The following is a 25802-nucleotide window of genomic DNA, read 5'->3' on the forward strand; positions in this document are numbered from 1 at the left end:
CAAGGCCCCGTGAGGGGCCATGCCGGATCAGAACGAAGCAGCCAATGCCGGCTCCTGCTCCTCGACTTGCGCCTCGGGCTCGCGCTCGGCGGGCTCGGCAGGCTGGTCTGCAGCGGGGTCGGCAGCAGTGTCGATGGCTTCGTCGGCTTCGGACGCGGATGCGTCTTCGGCCGGCGACGCCTCGGCTTGCGCCTGGCTCGTCGGATAGACCTGGGTACCGTCGATCTTGATGAGACCGATGTGGACCAGCGTCGATTCCAGGCTTGCGGCCGGTTCCCCGGCGTGCTCGCCCTTGGTGCGGATGTACGGATCGATCTTCATGTCGTTCAGACGGAAGGCGATCAGGACCTTACGGTCCCCCTCGATGGCCTGGACGCACCGGCGAGCCAGATGCTCGGCTTCCGGGGTGGCGACGATGATGTCGAAGTACCGATACTCCGGTTCATCGACAGGCCCGGCCAGTGCTGCGACCGTGCAAGAGAGGAACGAGTCGCCAGCCTTCGGGGTGACGTCCTTCACACGATTGAGATAGCCGATGCCGCGGGTGATCAGCTCGTGCTGCTCGATCGAAGCCAGTTCGGCCCGGTCGATCAGTTCGGCCTTGAGCAGTCGCGCCTTGAGGGACGCGGCGGCCTGACCCTTCTGCTCACCCTTGTCGCGGATGTACGCATCGCCCCACAGGTCACCGAGGCGAAAGCGCACCAGCGGGCGCTGCTTGGGATCGTCAACGCCGATGTAGCGCTGAACGAGCTTCTTGGCCTCGGCTCCCGAGACCTTGACGTCGAAGTAGCGGTAGCTGGGGTCCCGGGCGGGGCCGACCAGCGCGGCGATGGTGCAAGCCAGGAAAGGCTGCGCACGGCGGCCGCCCCGGACGGGCACTTCACGGACACGCTGGATGTAGCCGATGCCCGAGGTGTGGAGGTCGAAATACGATTTCTCGTTGGACGTGGTGTTCATGGTGAATCTCCATTGGGATGAAGCGGAGACACACCGGCCCACGCATGCGGGGAAGGTGCGTGACCCCGCGGTGGGTTGATAAGGCGAAAGCATCCGCCACCAGAGGCTGGTGGCCGCTCGCGGAAGGATGCGGTGCGAGCTGGCTCGGTCACGCAGTGGGAACTGCGCCGCAACCTCGAAGACCGATGGTTGCCTGGCATGTCGCTGACGACGTCAGCAGGCATGGGGCCAGCATGGCGGGGCCTCGCGCGCGCGGCAGCAATCAATCGGCACCCGGGCGCTTCCCTTTGTCCGCGCCACCCGGCGCCTGTCACAGGCACTTGGCGCCGCGCAGGTGCTCGGGGGTATCGGCGCGCGGACGGCCGGGACGGCTCCAGGCGCCGCCACCGCGCGCGCCGATCAGCCGCCAGCCGGCGGCGCGCAGGCTGGCGCCACCTTCGTCGGGCATGGTGTAGGTGAGCAGGCGTATGTAGCCCAGCGCCCTTGCCGCCTGCCAGGCCGCGCCGTAGAGCTTGCTGCAGGCGCTGGGTGTGCCGTCGGTGCACAGCCGCGTGACTTCCAGCGTCCAGGTGCCGCGCGACCGGGCGGCCGACAATGGCCACGCCGTGGATCAGGTCGCTGTCGCTCAGCGTGACGGCCAGGGCGAACTTCGCGCCCTGGACCGGGCGGTGGTGGCGATGGTGCGACAGAACGAATGCATTGGCCGTGCGCAGCGACACCGGTAGGAGGTGCAGCCTCGGCGAGGTCGATGGCGTGTTCATGCGGTTGTCTCCGGTGGCATGCCGGCGTTGTGGCCGGCGGGGCGTGCCTCGGCGGCTGGAGACAAACGCGCACGCGCGGCGATGGCGGCGGTGCGAACAAAAGAAGGCCCCCGATGCGGGGGCTGCGAGGCGGTTGCCGCGTCAGGCGGGAGGCACCACTGCTAAGGACAGGTGCGTGGCGGTGGCGGAAAGCACGAGATCGTCCGCCGAGTGCTGGAGGCGCGTGAACAGGCCGTCCTTCGGGTCGAAATACTCCGCGAAGTCATCGCCGCCCAGCTCGCGGCCGGCGAGGTGCCACCAGTCATCGAACGGGTCGGTGTCCGGGTTGCATCCGACGGCGTAGGCGAGCAGTGCCTGGCGCCCATCCGGGCGACGCTCCCCACGCTCGGCGAGGAAGTACACGCCCTGATCCTTGACCAGGACAATGCGGCACTGATTGGGGACGTCTCAGAAAACGGAAAAAATCGTACGCTAAGCCGGTTGCAGCGGTCGTAGCGGCCTGAACTTGCCCGCGCCGATCTTGGCGCTGCTGCGCCAGAGGTAATCGCCGGTCAGGTTGATGTGCTCCCAGCCCAGCGGCGACAGGTACTGCAACAGGGCGTCATCGACAGTCTGGCCGTGACCGCGTAAGGCGTTTGAGGCCCGTTCCAGATAGACCGTGTTCCACAACACTATGGCCGCCGTCACCAGGTTGAGGCCGCTGGCCCGGTAGCGCTGCTGCTCGAAACTGCGGTCGCGGATTTCGCCCAGCCGGTTGAAGAACACGGCGCGGGCTAGCGCGTTGCGGGCTTCGCCCTTGTTCAGTCCGGCATGCACGCGGCGGCGCAGCTCGACGCTTTGCAGCCAGTCCAGGATGAACAGCGTTCGCTCGATGCGGCCCAGCTCGCGCAGCGCCACGGCCAGGCCGTTCTGGCGCGGGTAGCTGCCGAGTTTCCTGAGCATCAGCGAGGCCGTCACCGTGCCCTGCTTGATCGAGGTGGCCAGCCGCACCTTGGCGTTGATCGCCTTGCCGGACGCCTGGAACTGCTGCTGATGCTTGTGCTTGGCAGCGTTGAACAGCTTGCCCAGGATGCGGTCGTGCAGGTCGATGATTTCGTCGGTGACGGTGGCCATGCCCTCGATGGCGAGCGCACCAGGGTCGCGTAGCGGCGCTGTGCCTCGAACTTGGCCAGATCGGCGGGCGTCATCTGGCCGCCTTCGCGGGCGATCTTGAGCAGGCGGTTCTGGTGCACCGACCGCTCGATGCCGGAAGGCAGGTCGAGCGCCTGCCAGGCTTTGAGGCGCTCGATGTGTTCGAGTATGTGGCGCGAGTTCGGCTTGACGGGCGACTGGCGCAGCCAGGCCAGCCAGGTCGTCTTGCCGTTGTCGTGGCGCTTGAGCAGATCGTCGAGGCGGTGCCGGTGGGTGGCCGACAGGGGATCGGACAAGGCCGCGTAGATGCGGCGGTTGGCGCGGCTGTAGGCGTTCATCGAACACCTCCCTTTTCCTCATCCGGCGCAACAGGACAGTTGCTTCACGTCCTTGTTGAAGGTCTGCGCCGCGAGCTTCAGTCCCTCGACCATGGTCAGGTAGGGGAACAACTGGTCGGCCAGCTCCTGCACGGTCATCCGGTGGCGGATCGCCAGCGCGGCCGTCTGGATCAGTTCGCCCGCTTCCGGCGCGACCGCCTGTACGCCGATCAGCCGCCCTGAGCCAGCTTCCGCCACCAGCTTGATGAAGCCGCGCGTGTCGAAGTTGGCGAGCGCCCTCGGCACGTTGTCGAGCGTCAGCAGCCGGCTGTCGGTCTCGATGCCGTCGTGGTGCGCTTCCGCCTCGCTGTAGCCCACGGTCGCCACCTGCGGATCGGTGAACACCACCGCCGGCATCGCCGTCAGGTCCAGCGCCGCGTCGCCGCCGGTCATGTTGATCGCGGCGCGCGTGCCGGCCGCCGCCGCCACATAGACGAACTGCGGCTGGTCGGTGCAGTCGCCGGCAGCAAAGATGTGCGGTGCGCTCGTGCGCATGGCGCGGTCGATGACGATGGCTCCCTGCGCATTGACTTCGACGCCTGCCGCTTCAAGGTTCAGGCTGCGCGTGTTCGGCGCGCGACCGGTGGCGACCAGCAGCTTGTCGGCGCGCACTTCCCCCTGCCCGGTGGTGAGCACGAATTCCCCGCCCGCATAGGCAACGTGGCTCGCCTGGGTGTGGTCCAGCACCTCGATGCCCTCGGCGCGGAAGGCGTCTGTTACGGCTTCCCCGATGGCCGGGTCTTCTCGGAAGAACAGCGTGCTGCGCGCCAGGATCGTGACCTGGCTGCCCAGCCGGGCGAAGGCTTGCGCCAACTCGACCGCCACCACGGAGGAACCAATCACGGCCAGCCGCTCGGGGAGCGAGCTGCTTTCCAGCGCCTCGGTGGAGGTCCAGTGGGGTGTGTCCGCAAGGCCCGGGATTGGCGGAAGCGCCGGGCTCGCGCCGGTGGCAATCAGGCAGCGGTCGAAGTTCACCTCGTGCGTGCCGCCGTCAGCGGTCGCCACGGTCAGCGTGCGCGTGTCCCTGAACCGGGCCTCGCCGCGCAGCACGGTGATGGCCGGAGTGCTTGCCAGGATGCCTTCGTACTTGGCATGGCGCAGCTCCTCGACGCGGCCTTGTTGCTGGGCCAGCAGCCGCTCGCGCAGTACAGCGGGCGCTGCGGCCGGCAGGCCAGCATCGAACGGGCTTTCGCGGCGCAGGTGGACGATGTGCGCGGCGCGGATCATGATCTTGGACGGCACGCAGCCGACATTGACGCAGGTGCCGCCGATGGTGCCGCGCTCGATCAGCGTGACGCGGGCGCCTTGCTCCACGGCCTTCAAGGCAGCCGCCATCGCCGCGCCGCCGCTGCCTATCACAGCCACGTGCAGCGCTTGTTCACCGCCAACATGCTTCGTTTCGCCACCGAGCCAGCCCAGCGCCTTGTCTAGCAGGCCGGCAGGCTTGTTCGGCGTGTCGGTAAGCCGTGCGCGATAGCCGAGCGTGGCCACTGCGGCAACCAGCGGGGCCACGCTCACGCCTGCATCCGCCTCGATTTCGGCCTGCCGCTGCGGATAGGACACCGAGGCCGCGCGCACGCCGGGCACGTTCGTCAAAGCCTGCTGGACGTGCTCGGCGCACGACGTGCAGGTCATGCCTTCGATGTGGAGGGTGATCGCCTCGGCCATGATTACGCCCTCACTGCTTGACGCTGGACGGGTAACCCGCGTTTGCGGTGGCCTTGGTCAAGGCGTCGGCATTGGTCTTGGCCTCGTCGAAGGTGACGACGGCCTCCCGCTTCTCGAAGCTGACTTCGGCCTTCTCGACGCCGGCGACCTTGGACAGAGCCGTCTTGACCGTGATCGGGCACGCGGCGCAGGTCATGCCGGGCACCGACAGGGTGACGGTCTTGGTGGCAGCCCAGGCGGGCGCGCTTAGAGCGGCGGCCAGGGCGATGAGGGTGGTGAGGGTGGTAAGTTTCTTCATGGTGATCTCCTTTCAGTAGAACAGCGGCAGGACGTAGGGAAACGCGAGGGCAACCAGAACCAGGGCGGCCACGATCCAGAAGATCACCTTGTAGGCAGTCCGCACTTGGGGCACAGCGCAAACGTCGCCGGGCTTGCAGGCATGGGCTGGTCGGAAGATGCTGCGCCAGGCGAAGAACAGCGCGATGAGCGCTGCGCCGATGAAGATCGGCCGATACGGCTCCAGCACGGTCAGGTTGCCGATCCACGCGCCAGAGAAGCCGAGCGCGACCAGGACAAGGGGGCCGAGGCAGCAGGCCGAGGCGAGGACGGCCGCGACGCCGCCGGTCGCCAGTGCGCCGCGGCCGTTCTTGGGTTCCGACATAAGGTTCTCCTTCCGGGACTTCGCTTGATGCTGTAACGTTACTTCCGTAGTCAACTACGGAGTCAAGCGCCATGGAGAACGCTCAAGAGAATCTGACCATCGGGGCCTTCGCCAAGGCAGCCCGGGTCAACGTGGAGACGATCCGCTTCTATCAGCTCAAGGGCTTGCTACCCCAGCCGGAGCGGCCCTACGGTCGCATCCGCCGCTACGGGCAGGCGGACGTGGCGCGGGTGAAGTTCGTGAAGTCAGCCCAGCGCCTGGGATTCAGCCTGGATGAAGTCGGCCAGCTCCTGAAACTGGAGGACGGCACCCATTGCAGCGAGGCGGCCGAACTGGCTGCTCACCGGCTGGCCGATGTGCGCGCACGCATGGCGGACCTCACGCGGATGGAAGAGGCCCTGTCGACGCTAGTGAGAGAGTGCAACGCGCACCATGGCAATGTTTCCTGCCCGTTGATCGCAGCTTTGCATTGCTGCTAAAGGGCCCACTTCGGCTCTTAGCGTACGATTTTTTTCCGTTTTCTGAGACGACCCCTGATTGGCGATGGCTTCGGTCAGCACGGGGCGCAGGTCAGCGCCTTTGAATCGCAGTGACATGGATGAAATCTCCTGTGTGGAAGAATGAGAAAGGCCTCCATCCGATGGGATGAAGGGCCTGTAGTGCACGCGGCCGGAACGGCTGGAACGCCGTGGCGGATGCCTCGGGTCAGCCGCAGGACCGCCTGGTTTCGCTGCGGGGCGTCATGCCGGGACGGCCTGGCGCTTGCGGGCCGCTTTCGCGTCGAGGATGCTCACGTCGATCTGGCGCCAGCGCCCGTCGTCGATGAGCCTCTCCAGCACTTCGCCGAGCATGTCGAAATACACCTCGTCGTGCCGATCGACCAGTTCGACCGATTCACCGTTCTGACGGTGCAGTTCCACCACGTAGGTGTCTCCGCCGCGGTCGTAGAGGATCGTCACCCGGCCCTCGAACTTCGCGGTCGAGACCGTGAAGCTGATCGCCGGCGGGGTCTCGATGATCTTGGAGGGCGTGGGATCGACCCAGGTGAAGTCGCGGGCACCGGCATCCACCAGCATGTGGGTGATGCGCCGGAAGCGATCGGGGGCCGGCATCTCCTCCAACTGCTCGATGAGCTGGCCCAACTCCATGCACTGCGGCGTGGGAATGGGCAGCTTGGCCGGCGCCGAGCCGAGGATGTGCCTCGTGATGGTGTACGGCGTGCCGTCCGAAGTCTCCTCGGTGATGACCTCCGGCGTGTCCGCGCGCAGTCCGTCGAAGCGACGACGGGCATAGGGTTGGACATGCACCTTGGCGCCTTCGGCAGGAACCGTGGTCACCAGGCTGGGATCGAGCACCGCGAACTCGGAAGGCTTGAGCTTGACGACGATGGCATCGTCGGTCGCGGCGACCACCTTGCCGTCGAAGGGTTGGGGGTCGATGGCGAAGCCCAGCGTTGAGGACAGCGGCTGATCATCGAACACGCGGTACTTGAACGACCGCACGTTGCGGGGCACATGGCCTGCGACCAGCGAAGGCATCATGGATTTGATGAGGGAACGATCCATGGGGAAACTCCTTGAGGAAAAACAAGGGATTCCCCGCCCGCAAGGGAGAGGTCCCTTGTGGGTGGCGTGGATGGACGCGGTAGGTCCGTAGGAAGAAACGACCAGCACGGTTTCCCGCGCTTGCAGCCTCGAAGGTCTCGACTGCCTGGGCATGTGCCGGCAACGCCGACGAACATGGGGCAAGCATGGCCCTGGGGCGGTCTGCCTGCCCGCAGGAAACGGCACCGCACCACAACCGTTTTCCTGTGCTGCGGGCAAGAAAAAGCCCCTCGAAAGGGGCTGGAGGAATCAGGCTTGGTACACGAAGTAGTGCTCGCGCTGACGCGGAAAGAACACGTGTTTCCACGTGTCGCCGCTTGTGTTGCCACCGTCGAAGACGACCATTTCGTAGTCGTCCACGTCGGTGTCCACCAGGTCGGCGCTGGCGATATGGCGCATGTGCAGCGTGCCGCTCATGCGCTCGAATACCAGGATCTGGCCGATGGCATCTTCCTGGCTCATGGCGTTGACGCAGGCTCCGAGTTGGTGCTCGAAGTCGGATGCGGGTGTGATGAGGTCGGGGAACATGGGATCGCTCCTGTGAAAGTGCGCCGGCCCGGCTCTCTGGCGGGAGACCGGGCCGGCATGCGGTGAGGACAAGGAAGGCCGGGGATGTGTGTGGCAGCTATTCGCCGGCCAGCGATAGGCCCGGCAACACGGGTGCGTCGGCATCGAGGATGAGGATGCGCACGTCGGCCTGGCCGGCCAGTTCAAGGATCTGTGCCAGCTCGTCCGGCATGCCCTTGCTGCGGTGCTCCTGCCGAAGCTGCTCGGCGGCGATCCCCTCGACGTCCTGCAGGTGCTGGTCCGTCCAGGGCGTGGAGATCAGCTTGACGCCGATCGCCGGGCTGTAGGGAATCCGGAACGCGATGAACAAAAAGGCCTCCGGCGTCGCGAGGTCAGCCAGGTTGGCCAGGTACTGGCCGGTTTCGCGGCTGATGTGCGCGCTGCTGATTTCCCAGCACCGGCTGTAGTAGCCGGTCTCGAAGCTCAACCGCTGCACGACTTCCCGTGCGGCCTCGGCCGAATAGGTGTCGCCAATGTGGACGGGGCGGCCGTCGAAGTCGTCGCCGTGGATCGCGTACACCACGGCACCCACCATGCCTTCGCCGCTGCCCCCTTCAGCCGCGTCGCATTCGGCGATCAGTGCGGCGCCGACAGGTTCGGTGCCAGTCCTGACCACCGCGAAGTCGCTGGTGATGATGCAAGGAGAAGAAACCAGCGCCGCGTCGCAGAGGTGCTGCTGGCTCGGGTGGATGTTTCGCCAGACATGCGGGCTTCCGTCCTCGTAGCTGATGGACAGCGTGCGGACGATTTTCAGATTCCAGTAGCCGCGTAGAAAGGGATTGGGATTCTGGGACATGGGATTTCTCCAACAGAATAATGATGGAGCAAATCCCCGCCACCGGGAATTGACCCCGGTGGGTGGAAAGAAAGGAAACAGCGTCAGGTGACGCTGATCGTTGGCGTTTGGGCCAATCGCTCGGCGACGCGCCGGCGCAAATTCATGCGGAATGGCTCGTCGCTGACGCCCGCCAGCAGATTGATGGTCTCCAGCGCGATCAGGGCCGAAGCCTCTTCGATGTCGGCGGCCACAATGGTCTTGCGCAATTGGTCGCCGAGCTGGAGGGCCTGGGAGGAGGAGCTGATGAAGCGGACCTCGCGGCTCAGGTAGCAGCCGTTGCCGCCGAACTCGAACAGCCGCGGCTTGCTGCAGTACCAGCAGCCCTCGAACTGGATGGCGGTCAGGTGGTGCCCGTCATCGAACCGGGTGGCGATCAGAAACAATGCGTCGAGATCGGCGGTGTCCTCGAACGAATGACGGTCGATCAAGTTCCCCAGCTCTTCGTCCTCATCGGCACGGAAGTGCACGGCGAGCAGTTCGAGCAGCGGCGGGATCGACAGCCCTTCGTCGTCCGGCATCGGAATACCGAGTTGCGTGGCCAGGTCTTCCAGGCCATCGAGCACGTCCGGCCATTGCGGATTGGTGGTCTCGGCGATCTGGGCGATGTAGGCCTGCCCGTTGCCGGGGTGGCTCTCGTCCAGCGCGAAGGCGCCGAACAGCGCCTGGATGACGGGCGTCACACGGTCGAGCACGAGAACGCCGGTGGCTTCGTAGTAGTTGTTGGCCATGAAGGCTCCTTTCGATGAATGAACGGAGCCAGCTCTTGCGGACGATGGCATCCGCAGGGGAAACCGCCTGATGCCGGATGGCGCTGGGCGGGGAGAAAACGCGAGGGACATGGCCTCGAACGAGGCGCATGTCCCTCATGGGGTCCCGTGAACGCAGTGATGAAGGTGTGCCAGGGACCGGCTCACCAACCGCTGTAGTTCAGCAGCAGGTCGGCGATCACCTGGCGACGTGGCAGATCGAGGCCGTCGAAGTCCGACAACCCGTTGAAGTGGCAGCGCTTGAGCATGGCACCGCCCTCGCGCGCGTTGTAGAAGCTGACCATCGCGGACAGGAACATGCGTTCCCCGCTGCTCAGGACGCCGAGGGCGTCGTTGAGGCGCAGCATGTCGGGACGCAGATCCCACTTGCTCTTGGCCTGGTTCAGACCTTCACGGGTGCCATCGCCAAACCATTGCGGGCCGGCGATCTCGACACCACGCTTCCATGCCTCGAAAAAGGCTTGGGGCGCGGCGCTGAAATGCCGTTCTTCCCGAACGATCTGATCGACGACTTCCTGTGGCAGTAGCTGGTTCATGACGTGATTCCTCCAGTTGGATCAGGGAATGGCGAGCTGGGACCAGCCGCCTCTTTCGAGGGCACGTTGAGCCGCGGCATGGCTGCGGAAGTACTCACGAGATTCCCGCGAGACGGGACCTTCGGTATCGCGCGTGCCGATGTAGTGGCCGGCGGCGCTGTGCAGGACTTCGAGCGGCAGGAACTTGCCGCAGTAGGTCAAGGCCAATTGACCGAATCGGCCGAAAGAGGCTTGCTGGGACATGGATGGGCTCCTTGGAAAAGCGGGGCCCTGTCCCTCACGGGATGGCAGCTCCCGCACGCGGTTGAAAAAAAGCATCAGCGTCTTGGGGACGCGCGTCCGCGCAATGGATGCGATGCGGACTGGTGGGTTGCGCGGAGAGAACCCCGCGGCAGCCTGAAACCCTGGCTGCTGGCATGTGCTGACGAATCAGCGAACATGCGGACAGCTTCGTGAGGGTGCCGCGCCACGTCAGTTGGAAATCGGCATCTGGTCCAGCCCCGATTGATGTGCGCAGGGACAAAGAAAAGCCCCGCAACGAGTGCGGGGCGGTCATGACGGTGCGGTGAGGCTGGATCAGCGGGGCTTGTCGCCCAGGACATGCTGCTTCCAGATGGCGAATGCCTCGTCCGCTGGCAGCTCGGCCAGGATGACGATGGGCTGGTCCTGTCGGCTGCGCAGCTTTGCGAAATATGCCGCGCGTTCGGCAATGGCCTTGAGCTTGATGCCCTTGAGGAACAGCAGCCGGCCGTCCTTGATGAACAGCACCTTGTTGCCGATGTCGCGGTTGAACGCGGTGCGCAGCTTGCGCTCTGCGTGCATGGCATCGGCCAACTGGTCCACGAGGAAGTCGAGCGTCATGTCGATGAGAAGTGGCTCGTCGTCCTCGCGCTCGACGTCGAGCGATGCCGGCGGCAGGCTCTTGGCAAATTCCTCGGCTTGGGCCAGCAGCGCGGCCTGGCCTTGCAACGCGCGCACGAACGTCGAGCCGCCGTGTCCGTCATTGCGGGCTTCGGCGATGGGCCTGCCGTCGAACATGACGGTGGCGGTGAAGCACAGCGTTTCCTCGCTCGCGAAATCCGCGACCTTGAGGTTCTTGAGCGTGATGCGGTCTTGTCGGGTGATGGTGTCCATGGAAAGTCCTGATATCGACCGGGTTGACGACACGCCCCTGACGGGACGCGGCATACATCCCGTGGGTTGGAGGAAGGTGGCATCGATGCCCGGTGGGCAGCGTTCGCCGGAGAGATGCCGGGGCGAACTGGCGGGTGGCGTGGGAGGAACCCACGGCAGCCTTGACACCCTGGCTGCTGGCTGTTGCCGATGCGTCGGCAATGCAGGAGGGAGGATCACGCGGCCCGCCGGCCGCGTCGTGCATCAATCCGAAGCGCTCGATCCCGTCTTGTGCAGGCACTGCACCAGCCGCTGGCCCAGCCACGCGACGCACGGCACGGCCATGGAGTTGCCGATCGCCTTGTAGCGCGGCGCGTCGGCGGAGGGCCTGCCGCGGTACGGCACCAGCGTGTAGTCGTCGGGCATGCCTTGAAGCCGCTCGCATTCGACCGGCATCAGCCGACGCACCCGCCACTGCGACCAGTCGCCCGGACCGGGGTTATTCCAGTCGTAGCGGAAATGTGCCTCGAAGTCCGGTGCCAGCACATGGGGCTTGTCGGCACCGCCGCTGCTGGTGCGCAGCGCGGTCGAGACGCCATCGCCCAGTTCAGCGGCCAGGCCTTCGGTGCGACCGCGCAGCGCCACGCCGATCACCATCGGCCGGCCTTGGCCCGGCTTGCCGCCACCCGTGGAGAGCGTCCCGGCAAGCTGGCCGTGGCCGGATTCCAGCCGCAGCTCGCCGCGCGAGTTCTGCGCGAACGCGATGGCCGGCACCACGCCGGCGTTCGCGTGGCTGAGGCGATGTCTGCCGGCACGCAGCGTCGGTGCATGGTTCGTCGTCGCATCCGCCCCGCAGCCCTGTGCGGTGAAGGCAATGATCGGCACACCCTTGCCGGTGCCGTCCTCGCTGCAGCCCTTGCCGCCGTTGGCGGTGCTGAGCGTGTGGCTGATGCTGCCCGCGATGGACTGCGCCACGAAGGTCTCGACCTCGAAGTCGTTCTTCGGGCCGGGCGCCGCGGTCAGGCAGGCCGCGACGTCGATGGGTCCTGCGGTGTTGCCCCCGCCGAATCCGAACGTCACCGTGGCCTTGCCGTAGGGCTGCTTCAGTCCTGCATATCCCGAGTACCAGCCTGCTGCCGCAGCGCCCGATCCAGCAGCGCCGGCAGCGTCTTGCCACGGCGCGAAGCCCGGCGAAGAATCCCCGCGCAGGCCTGGGCGCTCAAAAAGTACCTCGGCGGGATCGACGCCACCTCCACCACTTGCCACAAGAAACACGCGACGGCGCCGTTGGGCGACGCCGAAATATTGAGCATCGAGCAAGCGCCAGGCGATGCGGCGCCGGGGTCCAGACACACAACCTGCGTGCGCCCATTTTTGCCCTGGCGGTTCGAGCGCACGGCTTTCGCCGGCCAGTGCGCCCAGGAAGTGTCCGAAGGCGTTGCTGCAGTCGCTGAGGACGCCGGGGACGTTTTCCCAGACGAGCGTTGCCGGCGGGCGGCGGTCTTGGCGGCGGGTTTGGTCGATGGCATTTGCAAGCTCCACATAGGCAAGGGTCAGGGCGCCGCGCGGGTCAGCCAGGCCACGGCGGGCGCCGGCCACGCTGAACGACTGGCACGGCGTGCCGCCGACCAGGAGGTCTGGCGCGGGCACGGTGCCGGCGCGGACCTGGCGGGCGATCGTGGTCATGTCGCCCAGGTTGGGCACGAGGGGGTTACGGTGGGCGAGCACGGCGCTCGGGAACGGCTCGATCTCGGCGAACCACGCGGCTTCGAGGCCGAGCGGTTGCCAAGCGAGGCTCACGGCCTCGATGCCGCTGCAGACGCTGCCGTAGAGCAGCGGCGTGTTGCGTGGCGGTGCGCAAAGTTTCGGGTGCATGTCGGTCTCCTGTTCGTATGGCGCAGGGCCATCGCCCTGGCCGGGGCGTTGAAAGGCAGGAGAAAGGCGCCGAAGGCCCCAGGGGCCTTCGGCTCGGGAGGAAAGAAGAACCACCCGTGGGCTGATTGGCAGGCCCGGTCGTCGCTAGAACCGTCTGCTCATCCAGCAATCACACCCGGCCCATGTCGTGGCTGGGGCCGGCATCGTCTGGCGCACATCCGCGCACAAAGGGAGCCCGTTTTTGCGCCGGCGGGCACCGGCACCGAATACCGCTGACCACGAAGGGTCTCCGGGTGGCTCGCACAGGCAAGCCATCGGGGGACCCTTCGCAGCGTGCGGAAGAGATGCGGACGGGGAGAACGCGCGGGGTGCGGTTCGCGGAGAAGCTACCTTCAGGTCCCGCGGCCGGGGGCGGCTGAACGGGACGCGCACACGGACAAGAAGGCGTTGCGCGCTGGGCGTCCCGCAGGGCATGCGGAACACGGGCCACGCCGCCGATGGCGGGCACGGCTCACGGGGAACGGGGGTCGGTCAGGAGCCTTTGCGGCCGCTCTTGCGTGGGCGCGAGGCACCACGCTTGGACGTGCCGGTTTCGACCGGCAGCGTGCCTTTGCAGTCGGGATAGCGACTGCACGACCAGAACGGGCCGCTCTTGCCGGTGCGTTGGCGCGTGGGCGCGCCACACTGCGGACAAGCCGGTCCTTGGGGCACCTTGATGGACAGGGACGTGCTGCCGTACTGCGCGATCAACTGCGAAATCCATGCAGCCTGCTTGCCGATGAACACATCCAGGGTGAGTTGTCCGGCCTCGATCATGTCCAGCGCCTGTTCCCAGACGGCGGTGGTGCCGGGGTCGGCAATCGCCGCGGGCACGGCGTCTATCAGCGTGAGCGCCGCATCCGATGCGCGGATGGAGCGTCCCTTCTTCACGATGTAGCCGCGGGCGATCAGCCCGCTGATGATGTTGGCCCGGGTCGCCTCGGTGCCGATGCCCGTCGTGTCCTTGAGCTTCTGCTTCAGGCGCGGGTCGGTCACGAAACGCGCAACGCCCTTCATCGCCTTGACCAGTTCGCCCTGGGTATAGGGCTTGGGCGGCATCGTCTTGAGGGCCTTGATGTCGGCCCCGGCGACCTGACATGCCATCCCGTCGCGCAATGCGGGCAGCACCTGGCTGCGCGGGGCATCGCCGTCCTCGTCGGCGCTGCCTTCACGTTCTGGCTCGGCCAGCACCAGGAGCCAGCGCTTGACGACGACCTGCTTGCCCGTGGCCACCAGCTTCTGCTGGCCGCAGGAGAGGTCCGCCACGGTGCGGTCGAACTCGTGGTGCGGGAGGAACTGGGCCAGGTAATGCGCCCGGATCAGCCGGTACACCGCCTGCTCCTTCTCGCTCATGGCGGAGAGGTTCGCGGGTTCGAGCGTCGGGATGATGCCGTGGTGCGCCGTCACCTTGCTGTCGTTCCAGGCGCGCGAGCGCTGGGCGCGGTCGAGCTGGCCCATGATCGGGGCCAGCGTGGGATCGGTCTTGAGCAGGCTGTCCAGGACCGTGGGCACCTCGGCGAACATGCTTTCGGGCAGGTAGCCCGAATCCGAGCGCGGGTACGTCGTGGCCTTGTGCGTCTCGTACAGAGCCTGGGCGATCTCCAAGGTTTCCTGCACGTCCAGCCCAAGCTGCTTGGAACAGACTTCCTGCAAGGTGCCCAGGTCGAACAGCAGCGGCGGGCCTTCGCGCACGCGCTCGGTCTCGACCGACACCACCTGGGCACTGCCCGCGGCGCGGATCTGTTGCGCGGCCTGCTGTGCGACGGGCTGCTGCAGGCAGCGGCCGGCGTCGTCGGTGCTGGCGTCGGGTGCCACCCACTGCGCGGTGAACGTCTGACCGCCTGCGGACAGGGACACGTCGATGGCCCAGTACGGCACGGACACGAAGGCCGCGATCTCTCGGTCGCGGTCCACCACGAGTTTGAGCGTCGGGGTCTGTACACGCCCGACCGACAGCACGCCGTCGTAGCCGGCCTGCCGCCCGAGCACGGTGAACAGCCGGCTGAGGTTCATGCCGACGAGCCAGTCGGCGCGCGAGCGCGCCAGCGCCGAGTAATACATCGGCAGCGTCTCGGCCGAGGGCCGCAGCTTGGCGAGCGCGGTGCGGATGGACGCATCGTTGAGCGCCGACAGCCACAGGCGTGCTATGGGGCCGCGGTATCCGCACAGGTCGATGATCTCGCGGGCGATCAGTTCACCCTCGCGGTCGGCATCGGTGGCAATGACGAGATGGGTCGCCTTCGCCAGAAGCGTTTTGACGACCTTGAATTGCGTGGCGGTCTGCGGTTTGACCTCGACCCGCCACTGCTGAGGGATGATGGGCAACTGCTCCAACGACCAGCGCTTGAGCGCCGCGTCATAGACCTCGGGTGCTGCCGCTTCGACGAGATGGCCGATGCACCAGGTGACCGTGACGCCGGAGCCGTTGAGGCAGCCTTCACCGCGCTGCGTGGCGCCGAGAATCCGGCCGATGTCTTTGCCCTGGGAGGGCTTCTCGCACAGAAACAGCCGCATGTCCGTCCATCCGCTTCCCGTTGTTCATGGAGTTGCTGGGATCGAGGATGCCGAGCGCCTGTTGGGGCAGCAGCAAACAAGCTGCATGCGGCAGCGACCGCTTTCACGAGATGGGATGGCTGAGGCGGGGATGGCGTGCGGCCGGCGATGTGCGAGTCGGGAGCCGCGATGTTCGGGAGCGCGTGGAAGCCGGTGGACGCTGGTGGCGCTGTCCCCTGGGGATAGCTCGCGAGGACATGGGGGGCGGCAACGTACTGCGGCCGCCCCCCCGTCGGATCACTTCCTGCGCTTGGGCTCCTTCGGCGCAGCCGGTTCCTGGGCGGCCTGGGGCTTGGGCTGCGCGTCCTGTGCGGTCTCCTGCGATTTGGGGCTCAGGACGACGGACTCGATGCGGAACGGCAGGATGCCGACGCTGCGCGCGTTGATCTGCCAAGTCTCACGTGGCTGATCCTCGTTGTCGGTCCAGGGTTCGCGCTCCATGCGGCCGACGACCAGCACGCGCATGCCCTTCTGGTAGAGGTCCTTCCAGTGCGCGGCGTCGCGGTGCCAGATTTCCACCGGCGCCCAGAAGCCGCCGCGATCCTCATAGTCGCCGCCCTTGGTGGGAACGGGGTTGTCGAAATACACGTTCAGCCGCAACAAGCGCCGCGGTTCGTCGTTGCCGTTGGGGAACTCCCGGTACTCGGGGGGCGAGCCGATGTTGCCTTCGCCCGAAAAATGCGTGCTCATGTTGCAATCTCCTTGGTGGTTGAAATACCCGCACCTGGTCGGCGCCGGGCGCGTGCTGGGATGCCCGGCGCAATCACCGATCGCGCATTGCGGCGGGAAAGGACGTGAGCCGGCGCAGGTAGGCGTCTTCCGCCTCGGCGGCCTTGCTGGCGCACTCCTGCGCCTGCCTGCCCAGGGTGTGCAACAGGCTGATCTGCATGTTCAGCGTGATGCGCTGCAGCTCGATCGCGTGCAGGTCGGCCAGCAGGTTGACCGGCGTGCTGGTGCTCGCCATCAGCTCCTGCCACAGGGCCACGCCCATGGCCGAGCGGTCGTGCCTGCGCCAGCGCAGGAACGTCGTTCCCGCGCCAGTGGTCTGCTGGGCCAGTTCCACGGGCAGCAGGTGGAAGGGATGCCCACTGGCCTGTTGCAGCACTTGTCGCTGCGCCAAGCCGATCAACTCGTCGCGCATGGCGAAGCACTGGCCGGCCCAGGCCTCCAAGTCCCCTTTACCTTTAAAAGGCTTTAAAAGGCCTTTTAGAGAGGCCGCGTGTTCCAGGCGCATGAAGGCTCCCGGTTGCAGGCCCCGGAAGTAGCGGGTCGGCTGGTTCAGATCGCTCATGCGGATTCGTCCTCGCCGGCAGTGGCTGCGTTTTCGGACGGGTCGGCAGCAGCGGCCGCATCACCATCGACGCTGGTAGCGGCTGCGGCAGGACTCTCACCGCGCTGTTGCAGACCACGGCGCACGATGGGTGGCGCAAATTTCGAGCGGCGCGTGCCTTCGAGCACGTCCTGCGGCAACTCGCCGAACTTCTCCAGCGCGGCCCGCGCTGCCGCATTCTTCGCCGCGAAATCGTCGCGGGTGCAGCCCGAATAGCGATACTGCTGGGCCAGCGAGAACAGGCTGCGCAGCGCGTGCGCGCCCTCGTTGAGCCAGCGCTCTAAGGTGCTGCGGTCGATCAGCGCGGTGTGGTGGGCGAGGATCAGCTTGCGCGCGATGTCGTCGTAGTCGGCCAGGAGATAGACAGCGGCAAAGCCCAACTGCGCATTGACGAACAGCGGCAGCTTGACGGGCTGCACGTTGAGGTTCTCGCCCAGGGTCAACGCGGCGGGCACGCCGGCCAGGGCCTGGTCCACCTGTTCGCGCAGCGTCTGCAGCGTGGTCTTGGTCTGGTCGAGCTTGTCCTCGATGCGCAGCATCCACCAGTCGCTGTACGGGTCGTCCTGCTCCGAGCCGCGCTTCATTTTGTTCATGACGGCGATGTAGCCGTTCAGGCCGACGATGCCCGGTCGCCCCTCGGCGGCGGCGCGGCCATGCCAGATGCGCGAGGCGTGGTGGGTGTGCAGCGTCAGCGACATTGCGCTGCGCAGGGAGCCGAGGTTGAGTTGCAATGGTTCGTTGCTGGTTGCCATGGTGATCGCTCGCTGGTGGACAGGGAGCCGCCAGCATCCGCATGCGGCGGAAGGCAGTCAGTCAACAAACCGAAATGAGCCGGCCCCCGGTTCTGTGCGCGCTGGCGGCGCAGCGCGCAACGGTCCCCTGGGGACCGCTCCGCAGATGGGCATTCACGTTGGCGCTCCGGGCCTCGGTCGTCGACGGGTTGCGTGCTGCACCGCACGTCGCGCTGTCGTTCGACACCATCCTTCGCAGCACGGCCGTCCCCAGGGGACCGTTCCGCTGAGCGCCATGGAGGTTTGCTTCATGGCCTTGCCAGGCGCTTTGCCCAGGTTTCGCGCAGCAGGTCGCGCCGTCACCCGGCGCTTCACCGCACAGCCGTCCCCAGGGGACCGTTTCTGCCGACCGCCATGGAGATCTACTTCACGGCTTTGACGAGCCCTGTGCTCAGGTCTTGCGCAGCAGGTCGCGCAGGCGCTCGATGTGCTGCCGGGCCACCTCGGGCGGCACGACGTTGCGCGGCGGCTCGGATGGTGGCGCTCGCGCCGCCGATGGTGTTGGCGGTGCCGGGCCGGTCTGCTTGGCCCACGCATTGAACTCGCCGCGCATGGCGCGCTGGATGATGCCGAACAGATATCCGGCGGGGTTGCGGATGCCATGCTTGCCGCACCGTGCGGCCCATTCGTCCAGCACGGCCTGCCCCAGGGCAGCGTCCACCTGCTGCAACGCCATCCTGGCTCCGGCCTGCTGTTCCGCCTTCAGTTCCGCGAAGCGCTTGGGCCATTGCAGGTCGCCCAGCGCACGCGCCTGCGCGGTAGTACGTACTTCATTAATACGACTACTACGTACTGTACGGTCCTGCTTCGGATTCCGAAGAGCGCCGTCTGGCGCGGGTTTCGGCCCTGCTTCGGATTCCGAAGAGGGGCGTTCGCCATTCCGAAGAAGGCTCGCGGGCCCTTCTTCGGAATCGTGGATCGCATCCTCCTGTGGATAACTTTGAGTGGCGGTGATGCCCTGGTCGGCCAGGCGCTCGGCGAGCACTTGCAGCCGCGACGGCAAGGTGCGTCCGGACAACATCGGGTCGTCCGCGATCTCCTGGAGGGTGTTGAGTCCCACCACCTGAACGGCCTTGGCCGAATGCCCCAGCGACTGGCTGACCAGGGCCAGGTAGTCGGCGTCGAGCTGCATGGCCTCGAACGGTGTCAGGGGTTCGTCATGCAGGACGTAGAGGTTTCCGAGGATGCGGCCGGTCTTGGGGTCGCGCCGTCGTCGCACGAGGCTCAGCCAGCGCGTCAGGCGCAGCAGCGTCAGCGCCCGCGCGACGGTCTCGTGGGAGGCTTGTCCCGCGCAGGGCATGGACGCCAGCCAGGGGCGCAACTGCTCATAGGTCGGGAACGCCGTGACGCCGTCGTCGTTGAGCATCAGCCGGAACACCTGCCAGGCGTTGCGCTCCAGCGGTGTCAGGCGGCGGTCGAGGAACAGCCGCCGCGGCACGCTCTCGTGCCGATTGCCACTGAACAGGAAGGCGTCGCCGGACGCGGCAGGCGTGGGCACTGCCATGGGCGCTGGCGCGCTGGGATGTGGCTTGGGCGTGAGGTCCTTCAGCGCAGCGTCGAACAGGTCGGCGAGTGCGACGGGGCCTTGACGCGGGGCTCGTGGGGCGGTGTCGTCCACGGCCATGGCCTAGCCCAATCCCTGATCGACCCAGTTCCTGATCGCGGCCCAGACCACCGAGAGCGGCAGTGACATACCCTCGGCCAGGTCCATGGCCGCATCGAGAATCGAGGTCTCGTCCTCCAGATCGACGTTCCTGCTGCTGGTCACGGCTTTCCATTGCCGCCACAGTTCGGTGTCCTGGGTCTCGTCCAGGACGGGGTGGCGCCCCTTGCGCTTGGGCAGGCCGAGGATCTCCCGCCGCAGGGCGACTTCCTGATGGGTCAGGCCATAGAAGCGGCTGACCATCTCCGTGCTGGCCCCCAGCCGCAGCATGCGATCGACCGTGGCGATTTCCTTCTCCACGTCCTGTGCCTGGTTGAGCAGGCGCTGCAGCACTTCGCGGTTGACCGTGACCGAGCACCACGAGACGCTGGCGTTGGCCAGCACGCTGATCAGCGCGGGGTGCTTGAGCGCATCCAGCTCGGCCTCGCCGAAGCCCATGGCCTTGCAGCGGCGCAGTTGGCCGTTGCGAAGGTCATACAGCGCCTGGGCGATCACGGCCTGGTTGAGCGGATGCGATGTGGACATGCGACCTCCCTCGCTCACGTCCCGGGCGCCGTGGTGCCGGCTTCCAGGTCCAGCAGACGCCGGGCCAAGCGCAGCAGCCGAAAGAGCTTGACCAACGCGGTGTCGCTCAAGCGCCTTGCGCCGCTGCCATGGCCTTGGCTCTGGCCGTGCAACAGGGTCGGCAGGTCGGCGGCGAGCTGCGCGCCGTCCAGGCCCGCTTCGGCGACGGGCTGACCCGTCAGCGAAGTGAGGAGCGTCAGCACCGCGCGGCCGAGCGGCGACGGGGCTTGGCCGCGGGCGCGGCACGCAAACCCGATGCCATCGGCGCGATCCTCGATGTACTCGTCCAGGCCTGCCTCCCCGGCGATCTCGCGCGCGAACTGCGCGATGTGGATGCGCAGCCGATCGGGCGTGTCCAGGCCGGCGTCGATGTACCAGACATCGGAGATCGGATAGAGTCCGCCGGCTTGCACCGGGATGGACTGCAACACGCTCGCCGAGAAGTCGGGCGGCAGCGCATCGCCCAACTGGTCGGCGACCATGCGCTGGATCGACTGCAGCCGTTCGGTCGTCGGTGCCGGCGAGACGATGTGCTCACGAAGCAGATCGCTCGGTGCAGCCGCCGGGCTTCCCGTGGCCGCTTCGCCAGCCGCCGTGTCGTCGTGGCGCAAGGTGGGCTCGGACGCCGGAGGGCTGGCGGGTGGAGGACCGGCCGCCGCTGCAGGCGTGGCGATGGACGATGCTGCGCCCGGCGGAGTCGGCGTGCCGGCGGTGGGCGAAGGCAACGCCGGCTGCGCCGCAGGTGGCGTCGGGTCACTGACCAGCGCCCGGTGGCGGCTTTCCGATTCGGTCAGGTCCAGCGCCAGCACGTCGTAGCCGATGCCCAGCAGCTCGGACATCTGGCCGATCAGCTCGTCTTGCACGCGCTGCGGCGCGAACTCGTCGCCCTGCGTGTCGAACTGCGCCAGCACCTCCTGAAAAAAGCTGTCGAAGTCCAGCGGCAGCGAGCGGTCCTTGGCGTAGTGCTCCCAGGTGCGTTTGCAGGCCGTGCGCATGACCGACAGCCGCTCGACCTGGTGGCGCCCAAGGCCGCCATAAAGCACGGTGGGAATGGCGGGCAGCAGGTAGCGCACCGCGTCGGCCATGCGGGTGATGTGCGACCGCTGGACGGGGAAGCCATCGGCCGCCAGGCGGCGGGCCAGTTCCGACTGGCTCAGGGCGGCGCCGCTCTCCTGCTCGTAGAACTCCCGTGCTTTCTCGACGCCGAGCGCGCGCTCGATGAACGTGAGGCCGCCGCGCAGTTCGTTCTCGGCAAGATGCCCGGTCAGCGCGACGATTTCACCGCGCTCCGGCCATGGTCGGAACAGACACGATATGCGGAAGAAGCGTTCTTCCTTGGTCTCCGACCAGAGTTCGCGCAGGATCGCCAGCCGCGTGTTGCCGCCGTTGCGGATGATGTAGTGGTCCCCGCCGGGCCGGCGCGTGATAGCCGGCGCCGCGTCCAGGCCGCGCTCGCGGATGGACGCCTTGATTTCCTCGTAAGCCGGGTTGCGCTTCATGCGCGGGTCATGGTCGTAGGGCCGCAACTGGTCCAGCGTCACGACCATGGGCGTGTCCGCGATCGGGTCGCTCAAGGCCGTAGCCGCTGGGCCGCTGCGCTCGAAGCCGGCCGCGAGCAGCTTGCCTGCCATGTCCTGCGAGGTCATGTCAGCCATGGCCGCACCCCTCGCAGTCCCCACGACCGCCGGCCGGCGCCATGCGGGCCTCTCGCTCGGCGCGGCGGATCTGCGCACGGGCGTTCAATTCGGCCCGGTGGTCACTCGCTGTCGAACTCGTGTAGATCGCCGCGCAGCCGGCCTTGGTGAACTTGAGGTGCCCGCCCGGCGTGCGCTTGACGTGCCAGCCCTCACCGACCGCGAACTCGATCAGGGCGCGCAGCCGCTTGTGGCCGCGGGCCAGCTCATGTGCGTTCGCCATGGGGCCTCCCAGGATCAAGAGGTCGCTGCGGGCGGCCGGATACTTGAGCCAGTCGGTCCTGCCATTGCGGGAACAACTCGCTGGCGAGCGCGCGCATCGTGTCGAGCGCGGCAGGGGCGACTCTGCCGGGCGGCTGGCGGTGCTCGACCCGATGCACCGGCAGGCCGCGCGTTGCGGCACGTGGATACGCTTCTATGGCCGGCACGTCGGTGGCGAGCACGCGGATGCCGGCGCTGTCCTGGAACAGGTCGCGCAGGGCCTGCTGGATCAGCCGTGCGTTGGCGGACACCGGGTGGACGCGGTTGATGAGCAAGTGCAGCGGCGGCGGTTCGATACCCAGGTGCCGGTACGGCGCAATGTCTTCGAGCAACTGCATGGTGCCGCGCCGCAGCTCGCGTGCCGCGAGGATTTCCGGCGTGACGGGCGACAGCGCGAGATCGGAGGCGAGCACCGCCATCTCCAGCAGCACGGAACGCGCGCCCTGGGTGTCGATCAGCACCAGGTCGTAGAGGGGAGCAAGTGCTGGCAGCAGATGCCGCAACCGCAGGCGGCCATCCGGCGCATGCAGCAACAACGTGTTCAGCTCGCCCCGGTGGTCGTTGGACAGCACCAGGTCCAGGCCCGCGATGATCGTGCGGGACACGAGCTGGCCAAGGTCGCGCTCGTTGAAGGCCAACAGCTCATAGATGCCGCCCGGCGCGCGCTGGGTCAGTTCGTAGTAGGAGGACAAGGTGGGCTGCACGTCGAGATCGAGCAGCAGCACGCGCAGGCCCGCGTCCGCGGCGAGCCCGCCCAGGTTGGCGGCCGTCGTGGTCTTGCCGACGCCGCCCTTCGTTGAAATGATGGACACGACCTGCATGGCGCTCTCCGGCTGGGAATGGGAAGTCCGCGGGAGAGCGGCTCAGGTCCGGTGGTTGAGGCGCTCGGCGATCCACTGGTCGATTTCGATCGAATCCCAGCCGACAGCGCGCACGCCCAGGCGCAGCGCCTGAGGGAACTGGCGCTTCTTCATCAGGTTGTAGATGTGGGCGCGTTTGAAGCCGGACTTCGCTTCGACTTCATCGAGCCGCAGGATGCGGCGCTCGTTCGGAGGGAGTACAGGGGTCTGCGACATGGCGGTCACTCCTGAACGCTCGGTGGCGTTTGTTGGCGTGACCTCTATTCAATAGACCTGGCTGCGGAAAGACATTGCAAATGCAATCTCCGCGATTGCACATACAAGCTGGATAACCTCATGCGCTTGCGCTACGAACGTACCTCTTAGCGTTGGCGAACTTTCCGTTTAAGGTGCGCTCAGTGATGCCCATGGTGCCGCCGTAGTGGGCGACCAATGCAGAGACAAGGGCCTCCTGCGTTTTGAAGCTGGAATAGGGCACGCCTGAAGGCGACTGGCTCAGCATCAGCGTCAACATCCCTCCAATGATGTTGAGATAGGTCGTTTCCGCCCGTTCGCTGATCTCGCATTGCTTGGATGCCAACAGCACCGAGGATTGCTTGAGTAGCGTGTCGTGCTGCTCCTGCAGTTCTCGCATCTCACGTCGGGCTTGTTCAAGCGCGGCCTGAAGGGCCAGCCGCTCCACGAGGATCGCCTGTCCTGTTTCCATGGTGATGAAAGGATGCGCCATGCGTTCGCCACGGCTGAACAGAAATCCTGGCCGGTGCTCGGGATAGTGGGTGCGCATCCAGCGTTTTAGATCGACATGGCGAACAGTCAGATCCAGAGAATTGAGCAGCTTCGGATCATTGAGCGTGATCCCGTTCTTGCCGTAGGGCAGCTCTCCGTTGAGGATGCCGTCATAGATACGTTCCGAGTGCAGCCGGCACTCATTCCATCGAGGGCAGTTCAGCGACCGAGGCAGGACACGCGGTGACGCGATCGTGGCCAGGATCATCGGGAGATACCGCAGCAACCCAGCCCATCGGATGGCCGCCTCGATGGGACGATAGAACACCTTTGATGTTGAAATGTCCTTGTGCATGGCTTCGTCTCCTTTCAGGTGCGCTACATCACCGGCTCCTTTCTTGCCCAAGGGCTGTTGTGTCGTTATGGCCTGCGACGGACGCTTGAGGCGATGCCCTAAGCGAAGGCGGAGGAGGCCATTGGCGTCCGCCGCAGGTGGCCTTGTCTTGCTTGATATGCAAGAATCGATCAGTTGCCGGCCCATCGAGCGATGAGGACGCAAGCTCGATATTGGCGCTCACGGTACCAGCGTCATAGGTGGCGCAAAGCCCATCAAGACCGATTTGGTATGGTCTGATATCCAGACGGTTCAAGACCAGCGAGTTGAAGCGTTCGACGCCCCTACGTCCAGTTGGTGACTGGAAATCAGCGGTTAGTGATGCATCGCTCCACATGCTGATATATCGACAAAGTATCTGCCGCAGTACCAGTGACCCTGCCAGGTTGCCCCAGCACATAGGAGACGGAGATGGCTGAACATTCCCATGAACATCAACATCACACATCCGGTCAGATGGGTAAGCACGGCCGACCATACGCCAAGTTCTGGGTGAACATGGTGTTGGGCCTCGTCGTCATGTACTTCGTAATGTTCAGCATGATCGACGGCGCCAGGGACTTCAGAAACAATCTCAACATGCTCTACATGGCGGTCACTATGTGGGCGCCAATGGGCATCTTCATGCTAGCGACAATGCCCGGCATGTTTCCAAACCGGCGGCTCAATCTCGTGCTGTACGGCTTGTTTGCCGTTCTCACACTCGGTTCTTTTGCCGCGACCCGTGCTCAAACCGGAATCGGCGATCGACAGTTCATCGCGTCTATGGTCCCGCACCATTCGGGAGCGATCCTCATGTGCCGCGAGGCGCAGCTCTCAGATCCGGAACTCGTCAACCTATGCCAAGCGATTTCCGATGGCGCTGTTCGCGTTAAGTATTGATGAGCTGTCGACCAAGGGCCGATGCGATGAACTGCGCAGGCAAAATCCCGTCTTTGAACCATGTCAGGAGCCGCTGCCAGGCCAAATAGTTGGGCAGGTACTTGGTGGCGACGCCACGCAACTCGCAATTCAGCCAGCCCTTGAGGCGTGAGTGATAGCCGTTGACAGTCTGGACGTGGAATGAGGGGTTCTGTGGTGAGCCATGCTTGGACGCGCTGAACATCTTCAGCGTGACGCCCAGTTCGCGCGGCAGCGCGTAATAGGCCGAGTTACCGTCGGAACACACTACGGTGTCAGGACGCACCAGCGGTCGGAGCGTGGCCACCAGTTCTTTGCCGTTCATGGCAGGCATAACCCGGTCAGCTGTGTGCTGCTGGCCACGGGCCCGGGCTATGAGGACGGGAACCTGCTCCTTGGAGAGTCCCCGCTTTGATGCTTTGCCCCCGCGCTTGCGGGCTTCGCGCGGTAGATTCCGCTCGCCTTTGCGGGAGTGCAAAAAGTAGGTCTCGTCCACCTCCAATAAGCCCTCCAGAGCCTTGGGCTGCTGCGGAACGACGGCAGTAAGGAAGCGATGGCGCCACCGGAAGGCGGTGGAGACCGCCACACCGGTGTCGGCAGCGGTATCGCGAACCGTCATTCCAGACGCCATGCAGGCGGCATTAGCGGCCAGCCGTTCCTTGCGACGCAGGCGAGCCAAGGGCGTATTCGTTGTTACGCCGGATGTGCGGTTGCAATCGCGGCAGAGATACCGCTGTAACCCATGAGCTCGACCGTTTTTGACGACCGAGAGACTGCCGCAGTGGCGGCAGCATACGAGGCCGCGAGCCTCGTCCAGCGCACGGAAGGACTCCAGGGCCGCTTGTCGTTGTTCAATGGCCTGAGCCAACTCTTTGAGCTGGTCAAGGGTCATGTTTCCTATCTTGCCTAGAACGCGCTGGAAGTGGTCGAGTCGCATCACTGCCTCCCTTGCTGGACAACAGTATGGACGAAATCAATACGTAACGCGAACAGCGCCTTTCCGATGGCCAGCGCGCGGAGATCGAGCAGATGAACCGGATTGCTGCACGCCTTCGTTGAGGCTGGCTGGGGGTGGTCGTACTTTTCGTGCAGATTGGTGCGCTTTCGCCTGAAGCCCAACATCCATGCGGGTTCCCGCGGGTCGCCACCCCCGCAAGCTGATCACTCAGTTG

The 25802-nt window shown here is 65.9% G+C and carries 27 protein-coding genes and 3 pseudogenes; 2 read left to right on the plus strand and 28 right to left on the minus strand.

Annotated elements, in window-relative coordinates; all coding sequences use genetic code 11:
- Positions 1-27: 27 nt before the first annotated feature.
- From PCQ86_RS07040 to merT, 8 genes and pseudogenes are all read right to left on the minus strand, one after another.
- Entirely contained in the window at positions 28-957 is a 930-nt protein-coding gene (locus PCQ86_RS07040; protein ID WP_011804694.1) for a DUF3577 domain-containing protein, read from the minus strand.
- A 310-nt stretch (positions 958-1267) separates the two neighbouring features.
- Positions 1268-1718 (minus strand): annotated as a pseudogene (locus PCQ86_RS07045) (XF1762 family protein).
- A 141-nt stretch (positions 1719-1859) separates the two neighbouring features.
- A pseudogene (locus tag PCQ86_RS07050) lies at positions 1860-2156 on the minus strand (DUF3085 domain-containing protein); the annotation flags it as partial.
- Positions 2157-2189: 33 nt separating this feature from the next.
- A pseudogene (locus PCQ86_RS19845) lies at positions 2190-2708 on the minus strand (Tn3 family transposase); the annotation flags it as partial.
- Entirely contained in the window at positions 2672-3187 is a 516-nt protein-coding gene (locus PCQ86_RS19850) for a Tn3 family transposase (RefSeq protein ID WP_003098931.1), read from the minus strand. The gene PCQ86_RS19850 and the pseudogene PCQ86_RS19845, both read right to left, overlap by 37 nt.
- 18 nt (positions 3188-3205) lie before the next feature.
- A complete protein-coding gene (merA, locus tag PCQ86_RS07060; RefSeq protein ID WP_003098932.1) occupies positions 3206-4894 on the minus strand; it encodes a mercury(II) reductase in 1689 nt (562 codons plus the stop codon).
- A 10-nt stretch (positions 4895-4904) separates the two neighbouring features.
- Positions 4905-5192 carry a mercury resistance system periplasmic binding protein MerP gene (gene merP, locus PCQ86_RS07065; protein ID WP_003116826.1) on the minus strand — a complete coding sequence of 96 codons (288 nt, stop codon included), beginning with the start codon at positions 5190-5192 and terminating at the stop codon, positions 4905-4907.
- Between the two features lie 12 nt (positions 5193-5204).
- A complete protein-coding gene (gene merT, locus PCQ86_RS07070) occupies positions 5205-5555 on the minus strand; it encodes a mercuric ion transporter MerT (RefSeq protein ID WP_011804695.1) in 351 nt (116 codons plus the stop codon).
- A 71-nt stretch (positions 5556-5626) separates the two neighbouring features.
- Here merT and merR point away from each other — a divergent pair, with 71 nt between their 5' ends.
- The gene (gene merR / locus PCQ86_RS07075; RefSeq protein WP_003098939.1) at positions 5627-6034 is read left to right on the plus strand and encodes an Hg(II)-responsive transcriptional regulator; all 408 of its coding nucleotides are present in this window, start codon (positions 5627-5629) and stop codon (positions 6032-6034) included.
- A gap of 261 nt (positions 6035-6295) precedes the next feature.
- Here merR and PCQ86_RS07080 read toward each other — a convergent pair whose 3' ends face one another.
- The 19 genes from PCQ86_RS07080 to PCQ86_RS07170 all read right to left on the minus strand — a co-directional run bounded on the left by PCQ86_RS07080 (position 6296) and on the right by PCQ86_RS07170 (position 23691).
- Positions 6296-7120: a hypothetical protein gene (locus tag PCQ86_RS07080; protein ID WP_003098941.1), complete on the minus strand. Its 825-nt coding sequence runs from the start codon at positions 7118-7120 to the stop codon at positions 6296-6298.
- Between the two features lie 288 nt (positions 7121-7408).
- Positions 7409-7687, minus strand: coding sequence for a hypothetical protein (locus PCQ86_RS07085; protein WP_003116828.1), 279 nt, complete (start codon positions 7685-7687; stop codon positions 7409-7411).
- A 97-nt stretch (positions 7688-7784) separates the two neighbouring features.
- The gene (locus PCQ86_RS07090) at positions 7785-8522 is read right to left on the minus strand and encodes a DUF5983 family protein (RefSeq protein WP_003116829.1); all 738 of its coding nucleotides are present in this window, start codon (positions 8520-8522) and stop codon (positions 7785-7787) included.
- Positions 8523-8605: 83 nt separating this feature from the next.
- Complete coding sequence (locus PCQ86_RS07095; protein ID WP_003116830.1) at positions 8606-9292, minus strand: hypothetical protein; 687 nt, start codon at positions 9290-9292, stop codon at positions 8606-8608.
- 182 nt (positions 9293-9474) lie between these two features.
- Positions 9475-9867, minus strand: a complete 393-nt coding sequence (locus PCQ86_RS07100; protein ID WP_003050375.1) for a hypothetical protein — start codon at positions 9865-9867, stop codon at positions 9475-9477.
- A 21-nt stretch (positions 9868-9888) separates the two neighbouring features.
- Positions 9889-10110: a hypothetical protein gene (locus tag PCQ86_RS07105; protein WP_003120032.1), complete on the minus strand. Its 222-nt coding sequence runs from the start codon at positions 10108-10110 to the stop codon at positions 9889-9891.
- Positions 10111-10443: 333 nt separating this feature from the next.
- Positions 10444-11001 carry a hypothetical protein gene (locus PCQ86_RS07110; protein WP_023108433.1) on the minus strand — a complete coding sequence of 186 codons (558 nt, stop codon included), beginning with the start codon at positions 10999-11001 and terminating at the stop codon, positions 10444-10446.
- 243 nt (positions 11002-11244) lie between these two features.
- On the minus strand, positions 11245-12855 hold the full coding sequence (locus PCQ86_RS07115; RefSeq protein ID WP_038204406.1) for a DNA cytosine methyltransferase: 1611 nt from the start codon (positions 12853-12855) through the stop codon (positions 11245-11247).
- Between the two features lie 531 nt (positions 12856-13386).
- Positions 13387-15408 carry a DNA topoisomerase III gene (locus PCQ86_RS07120; protein ID WP_270175146.1) on the minus strand — a complete coding sequence of 674 codons (2022 nt, stop codon included), beginning with the start codon at positions 15406-15408 and terminating at the stop codon, positions 13387-13389.
- Positions 15409-15684: 276 nt separating this feature from the next.
- The gene (locus PCQ86_RS07125) at positions 15685-16137 is read right to left on the minus strand and encodes a single-stranded DNA-binding protein (RefSeq protein WP_003120036.1); all 453 of its coding nucleotides are present in this window, start codon (positions 16135-16137) and stop codon (positions 15685-15687) included.
- A gap of 73 nt (positions 16138-16210) precedes the next feature.
- Positions 16211-16738: a DUF3158 family protein gene (locus tag PCQ86_RS07130; protein WP_270175147.1), complete on the minus strand. Its 528-nt coding sequence runs from the start codon at positions 16736-16738 to the stop codon at positions 16211-16213.
- On the minus strand, positions 16735-17529 hold the full coding sequence (locus PCQ86_RS07135; protein ID WP_003090099.1) for a PFL_4669 family integrating conjugative element protein: 795 nt from the start codon (positions 17527-17529) through the stop codon (positions 16735-16737). Before PCQ86_RS07135 ends, PCQ86_RS07130 begins: the two co-directional genes overlap by 4 nt.
- A gap of 430 nt (positions 17530-17959) precedes the next feature.
- A complete protein-coding gene (locus tag PCQ86_RS07140; RefSeq protein ID WP_023113902.1) occupies positions 17960-19192 on the minus strand; it encodes an STY4528 family pathogenicity island replication protein in 1233 nt (410 codons plus the stop codon).
- Between the two features lie 3 nt (positions 19193-19195).
- The gene (locus tag PCQ86_RS07145) at positions 19196-19756 is read right to left on the minus strand and encodes a DUF2857 domain-containing protein (RefSeq protein ID WP_003090097.1); all 561 of its coding nucleotides are present in this window, start codon (positions 19754-19756) and stop codon (positions 19196-19198) included.
- 14 nt (positions 19757-19770) lie between these two features.
- Entirely contained in the window at positions 19771-21450 is a 1680-nt protein-coding gene (locus PCQ86_RS07150; RefSeq protein WP_023108429.1) for a ParB family protein, read from the minus strand.
- Positions 21443-21712 carry a hypothetical protein gene (locus tag PCQ86_RS07155; RefSeq protein WP_003050422.1) on the minus strand — a complete coding sequence of 90 codons (270 nt, stop codon included), beginning with the start codon at positions 21710-21712 and terminating at the stop codon, positions 21443-21445. Before PCQ86_RS07155 ends, PCQ86_RS07150 begins: the two co-directional genes overlap by 8 nt.
- Positions 21696-22571, minus strand: coding sequence for a ParA family protein (locus PCQ86_RS07160; RefSeq protein WP_003090095.1), 876 nt, complete (start codon positions 22569-22571; stop codon positions 21696-21698). Before PCQ86_RS07160 ends, PCQ86_RS07155 begins: the two co-directional genes overlap by 17 nt.
- Positions 22572-22613: 42 nt before the next feature.
- Positions 22614-22826, minus strand: coding sequence for an AlpA family transcriptional regulator (locus PCQ86_RS07165; protein ID WP_003090093.1), 213 nt, complete (start codon positions 22824-22826; stop codon positions 22614-22616).
- A 118-nt stretch (positions 22827-22944) separates the two neighbouring features.
- The gene (locus PCQ86_RS07170) at positions 22945-23691 is read right to left on the minus strand and encodes a hypothetical protein (RefSeq protein ID WP_003120040.1); all 747 of its coding nucleotides are present in this window, start codon (positions 23689-23691) and stop codon (positions 22945-22947) included.
- A gap of 450 nt (positions 23692-24141) precedes the next feature.
- On the opposite strand from PCQ86_RS07170, the gene PCQ86_RS07175 reads away from it, so the two are divergent.
- Positions 24142-24612, plus strand: coding sequence for a DUF305 domain-containing protein (locus tag PCQ86_RS07175; RefSeq protein WP_270175148.1), 471 nt, complete (start codon positions 24142-24144; stop codon positions 24610-24612).
- On the opposite strand, the gene PCQ86_RS07180 is transcribed toward PCQ86_RS07175, so the two are convergent.
- Positions 24602-25567 carry an IS1595 family transposase gene (locus PCQ86_RS07180; protein WP_235575184.1) on the minus strand — a complete coding sequence of 322 codons (966 nt, stop codon included), beginning with the start codon at positions 25565-25567 and terminating at the stop codon, positions 24602-24604. The genes PCQ86_RS07175 and PCQ86_RS07180 overlap by 11 nt on opposite strands.
- Positions 25568-25802 lie beyond the last annotated feature (235 nt).

Origin of the sequence: Diaphorobacter sp. ED-3 (genome assembly GCF_027625375.1) — a bacterium.
Taxonomy (GTDB): Bacteria; Pseudomonadota; Gammaproteobacteria; order Burkholderiales; family Burkholderiaceae_C; genus Diaphorobacter; species Diaphorobacter nitroreducens.

Excerpts from the sequence above, each read along its gene's own strand:
- PCQ86_RS07040 (WP_011804694.1), bottom strand. The coding sequence starts at position 957 with ATGAACACCACGTCCAACGAGAAATCGTATTTCGACCTCCACACCTCG.
- PCQ86_RS19850 (WP_003098931.1), bottom strand. The coding sequence starts at position 3,187 with ATGAACGCCTACAGCCGCGCCAACCGCCGCATCTACGCGGCCTTGTCC.
- merA (WP_003098932.1), bottom strand. The coding sequence starts at position 4,894 with ATGGCCGAGGCGATCACCCTCCACATCGAAGGCATGACCTGCACGTCG.
- merP (WP_003116826.1), bottom strand. The coding sequence starts at position 5,192 with ATGAAGAAACTTACCACCCTCACCACCCTCATCGCCCTGGCCGCCGCT.
- merT (WP_011804695.1), bottom strand. The coding sequence starts at position 5,555 with ATGTCGGAACCCAAGAACGGCCGCGGCGCACTGGCGACCGGCGGCGTC.
- merR (WP_003098939.1), top strand. The coding sequence starts at position 5,627 with ATGGAGAACGCTCAAGAGAATCTGACCATCGGGGCCTTCGCCAAGGCA.
- PCQ86_RS07080 (WP_003098941.1), bottom strand. The coding sequence starts at position 7,120 with ATGGATCGTTCCCTCATCAAATCCATGATGCCTTCGCTGGTCGCAGGC.
- PCQ86_RS07085 (WP_003116828.1), bottom strand. The coding sequence starts at position 7,687 with ATGTTCCCCGACCTCATCACACCCGCATCCGACTTCGAGCACCAACTC.
- PCQ86_RS07090 (WP_003116829.1), bottom strand. The coding sequence starts at position 8,522 with ATGTCCCAGAATCCCAATCCCTTTCTACGCGGCTACTGGAATCTGAAA.
- PCQ86_RS07095 (WP_003116830.1), bottom strand. The coding sequence starts at position 9,292 with ATGGCCAACAACTACTACGAAGCCACCGGCGTTCTCGTGCTCGACCGT.
- PCQ86_RS07100 (WP_003050375.1), bottom strand. The coding sequence starts at position 9,867 with ATGAACCAGCTACTGCCACAGGAAGTCGTCGATCAGATCGTTCGGGAA.
- PCQ86_RS07105 (WP_003120032.1), bottom strand. The coding sequence starts at position 10,110 with ATGTCCCAGCAAGCCTCTTTCGGCCGATTCGGTCAATTGGCCTTGACC.
- PCQ86_RS07110 (WP_023108433.1), bottom strand. The coding sequence starts at position 11,001 with ATGGACACCATCACCCGACAAGACCGCATCACGCTCAAGAACCTCAAG.
- PCQ86_RS07115 (WP_038204406.1), bottom strand. The coding sequence starts at position 12,855 with ATGCACCCGAAACTTTGCGCACCGCCACGCAACACGCCGCTGCTCTAC.
- PCQ86_RS07120 (WP_270175146.1), bottom strand. The coding sequence starts at position 15,408 with ATGCGGCTGTTTCTGTGCGAGAAGCCCTCCCAGGGCAAAGACATCGGC.
- PCQ86_RS07125 (WP_003120036.1), bottom strand. The coding sequence starts at position 16,137 with ATGAGCACGCATTTTTCGGGCGAAGGCAACATCGGCTCGCCCCCCGAG.
- PCQ86_RS07130 (WP_270175147.1), bottom strand. The coding sequence starts at position 16,738 with ATGAGCGATCTGAACCAGCCGACCCGCTACTTCCGGGGCCTGCAACCG.
- PCQ86_RS07135 (WP_003090099.1), bottom strand. The coding sequence starts at position 17,529 with ATGGCAACCAGCAACGAACCATTGCAACTCAACCTCGGCTCCCTGCGC.
- PCQ86_RS07140 (WP_023113902.1), bottom strand. The coding sequence starts at position 19,192 with ATGGCCGTGGACGACACCGCCCCACGAGCCCCGCGTCAAGGCCCCGTC.
- PCQ86_RS07145 (WP_003090097.1), bottom strand. The coding sequence starts at position 19,756 with ATGTCCACATCGCATCCGCTCAACCAGGCCGTGATCGCCCAGGCGCTG.
- PCQ86_RS07150 (WP_023108429.1), bottom strand. The coding sequence starts at position 21,450 with ATGGCTGACATGACCTCGCAGGACATGGCAGGCAAGCTGCTCGCGGCC.
- PCQ86_RS07155 (WP_003050422.1), bottom strand. The coding sequence starts at position 21,712 with ATGGCGAACGCACATGAGCTGGCCCGCGGCCACAAGCGGCTGCGCGCC.
- PCQ86_RS07160 (WP_003090095.1), bottom strand. The coding sequence starts at position 22,571 with ATGCAGGTCGTGTCCATCATTTCAACGAAGGGCGGCGTCGGCAAGACC.
- PCQ86_RS07165 (WP_003090093.1), bottom strand. The coding sequence starts at position 22,826 with ATGTCGCAGACCCCTGTACTCCCTCCGAACGAGCGCCGCATCCTGCGG.
- PCQ86_RS07170 (WP_003120040.1), bottom strand. The coding sequence starts at position 23,691 with ATGCACAAGGACATTTCAACATCAAAGGTGTTCTATCGTCCCATCGAG.
- PCQ86_RS07175 (WP_270175148.1), top strand. The coding sequence starts at position 24,142 with ATGGCTGAACATTCCCATGAACATCAACATCACACATCCGGTCAGATG.
- PCQ86_RS07180 (WP_235575184.1), bottom strand. The coding sequence starts at position 25,567 with ATGCGACTCGACCACTTCCAGCGCGTTCTAGGCAAGATAGGAAACATG.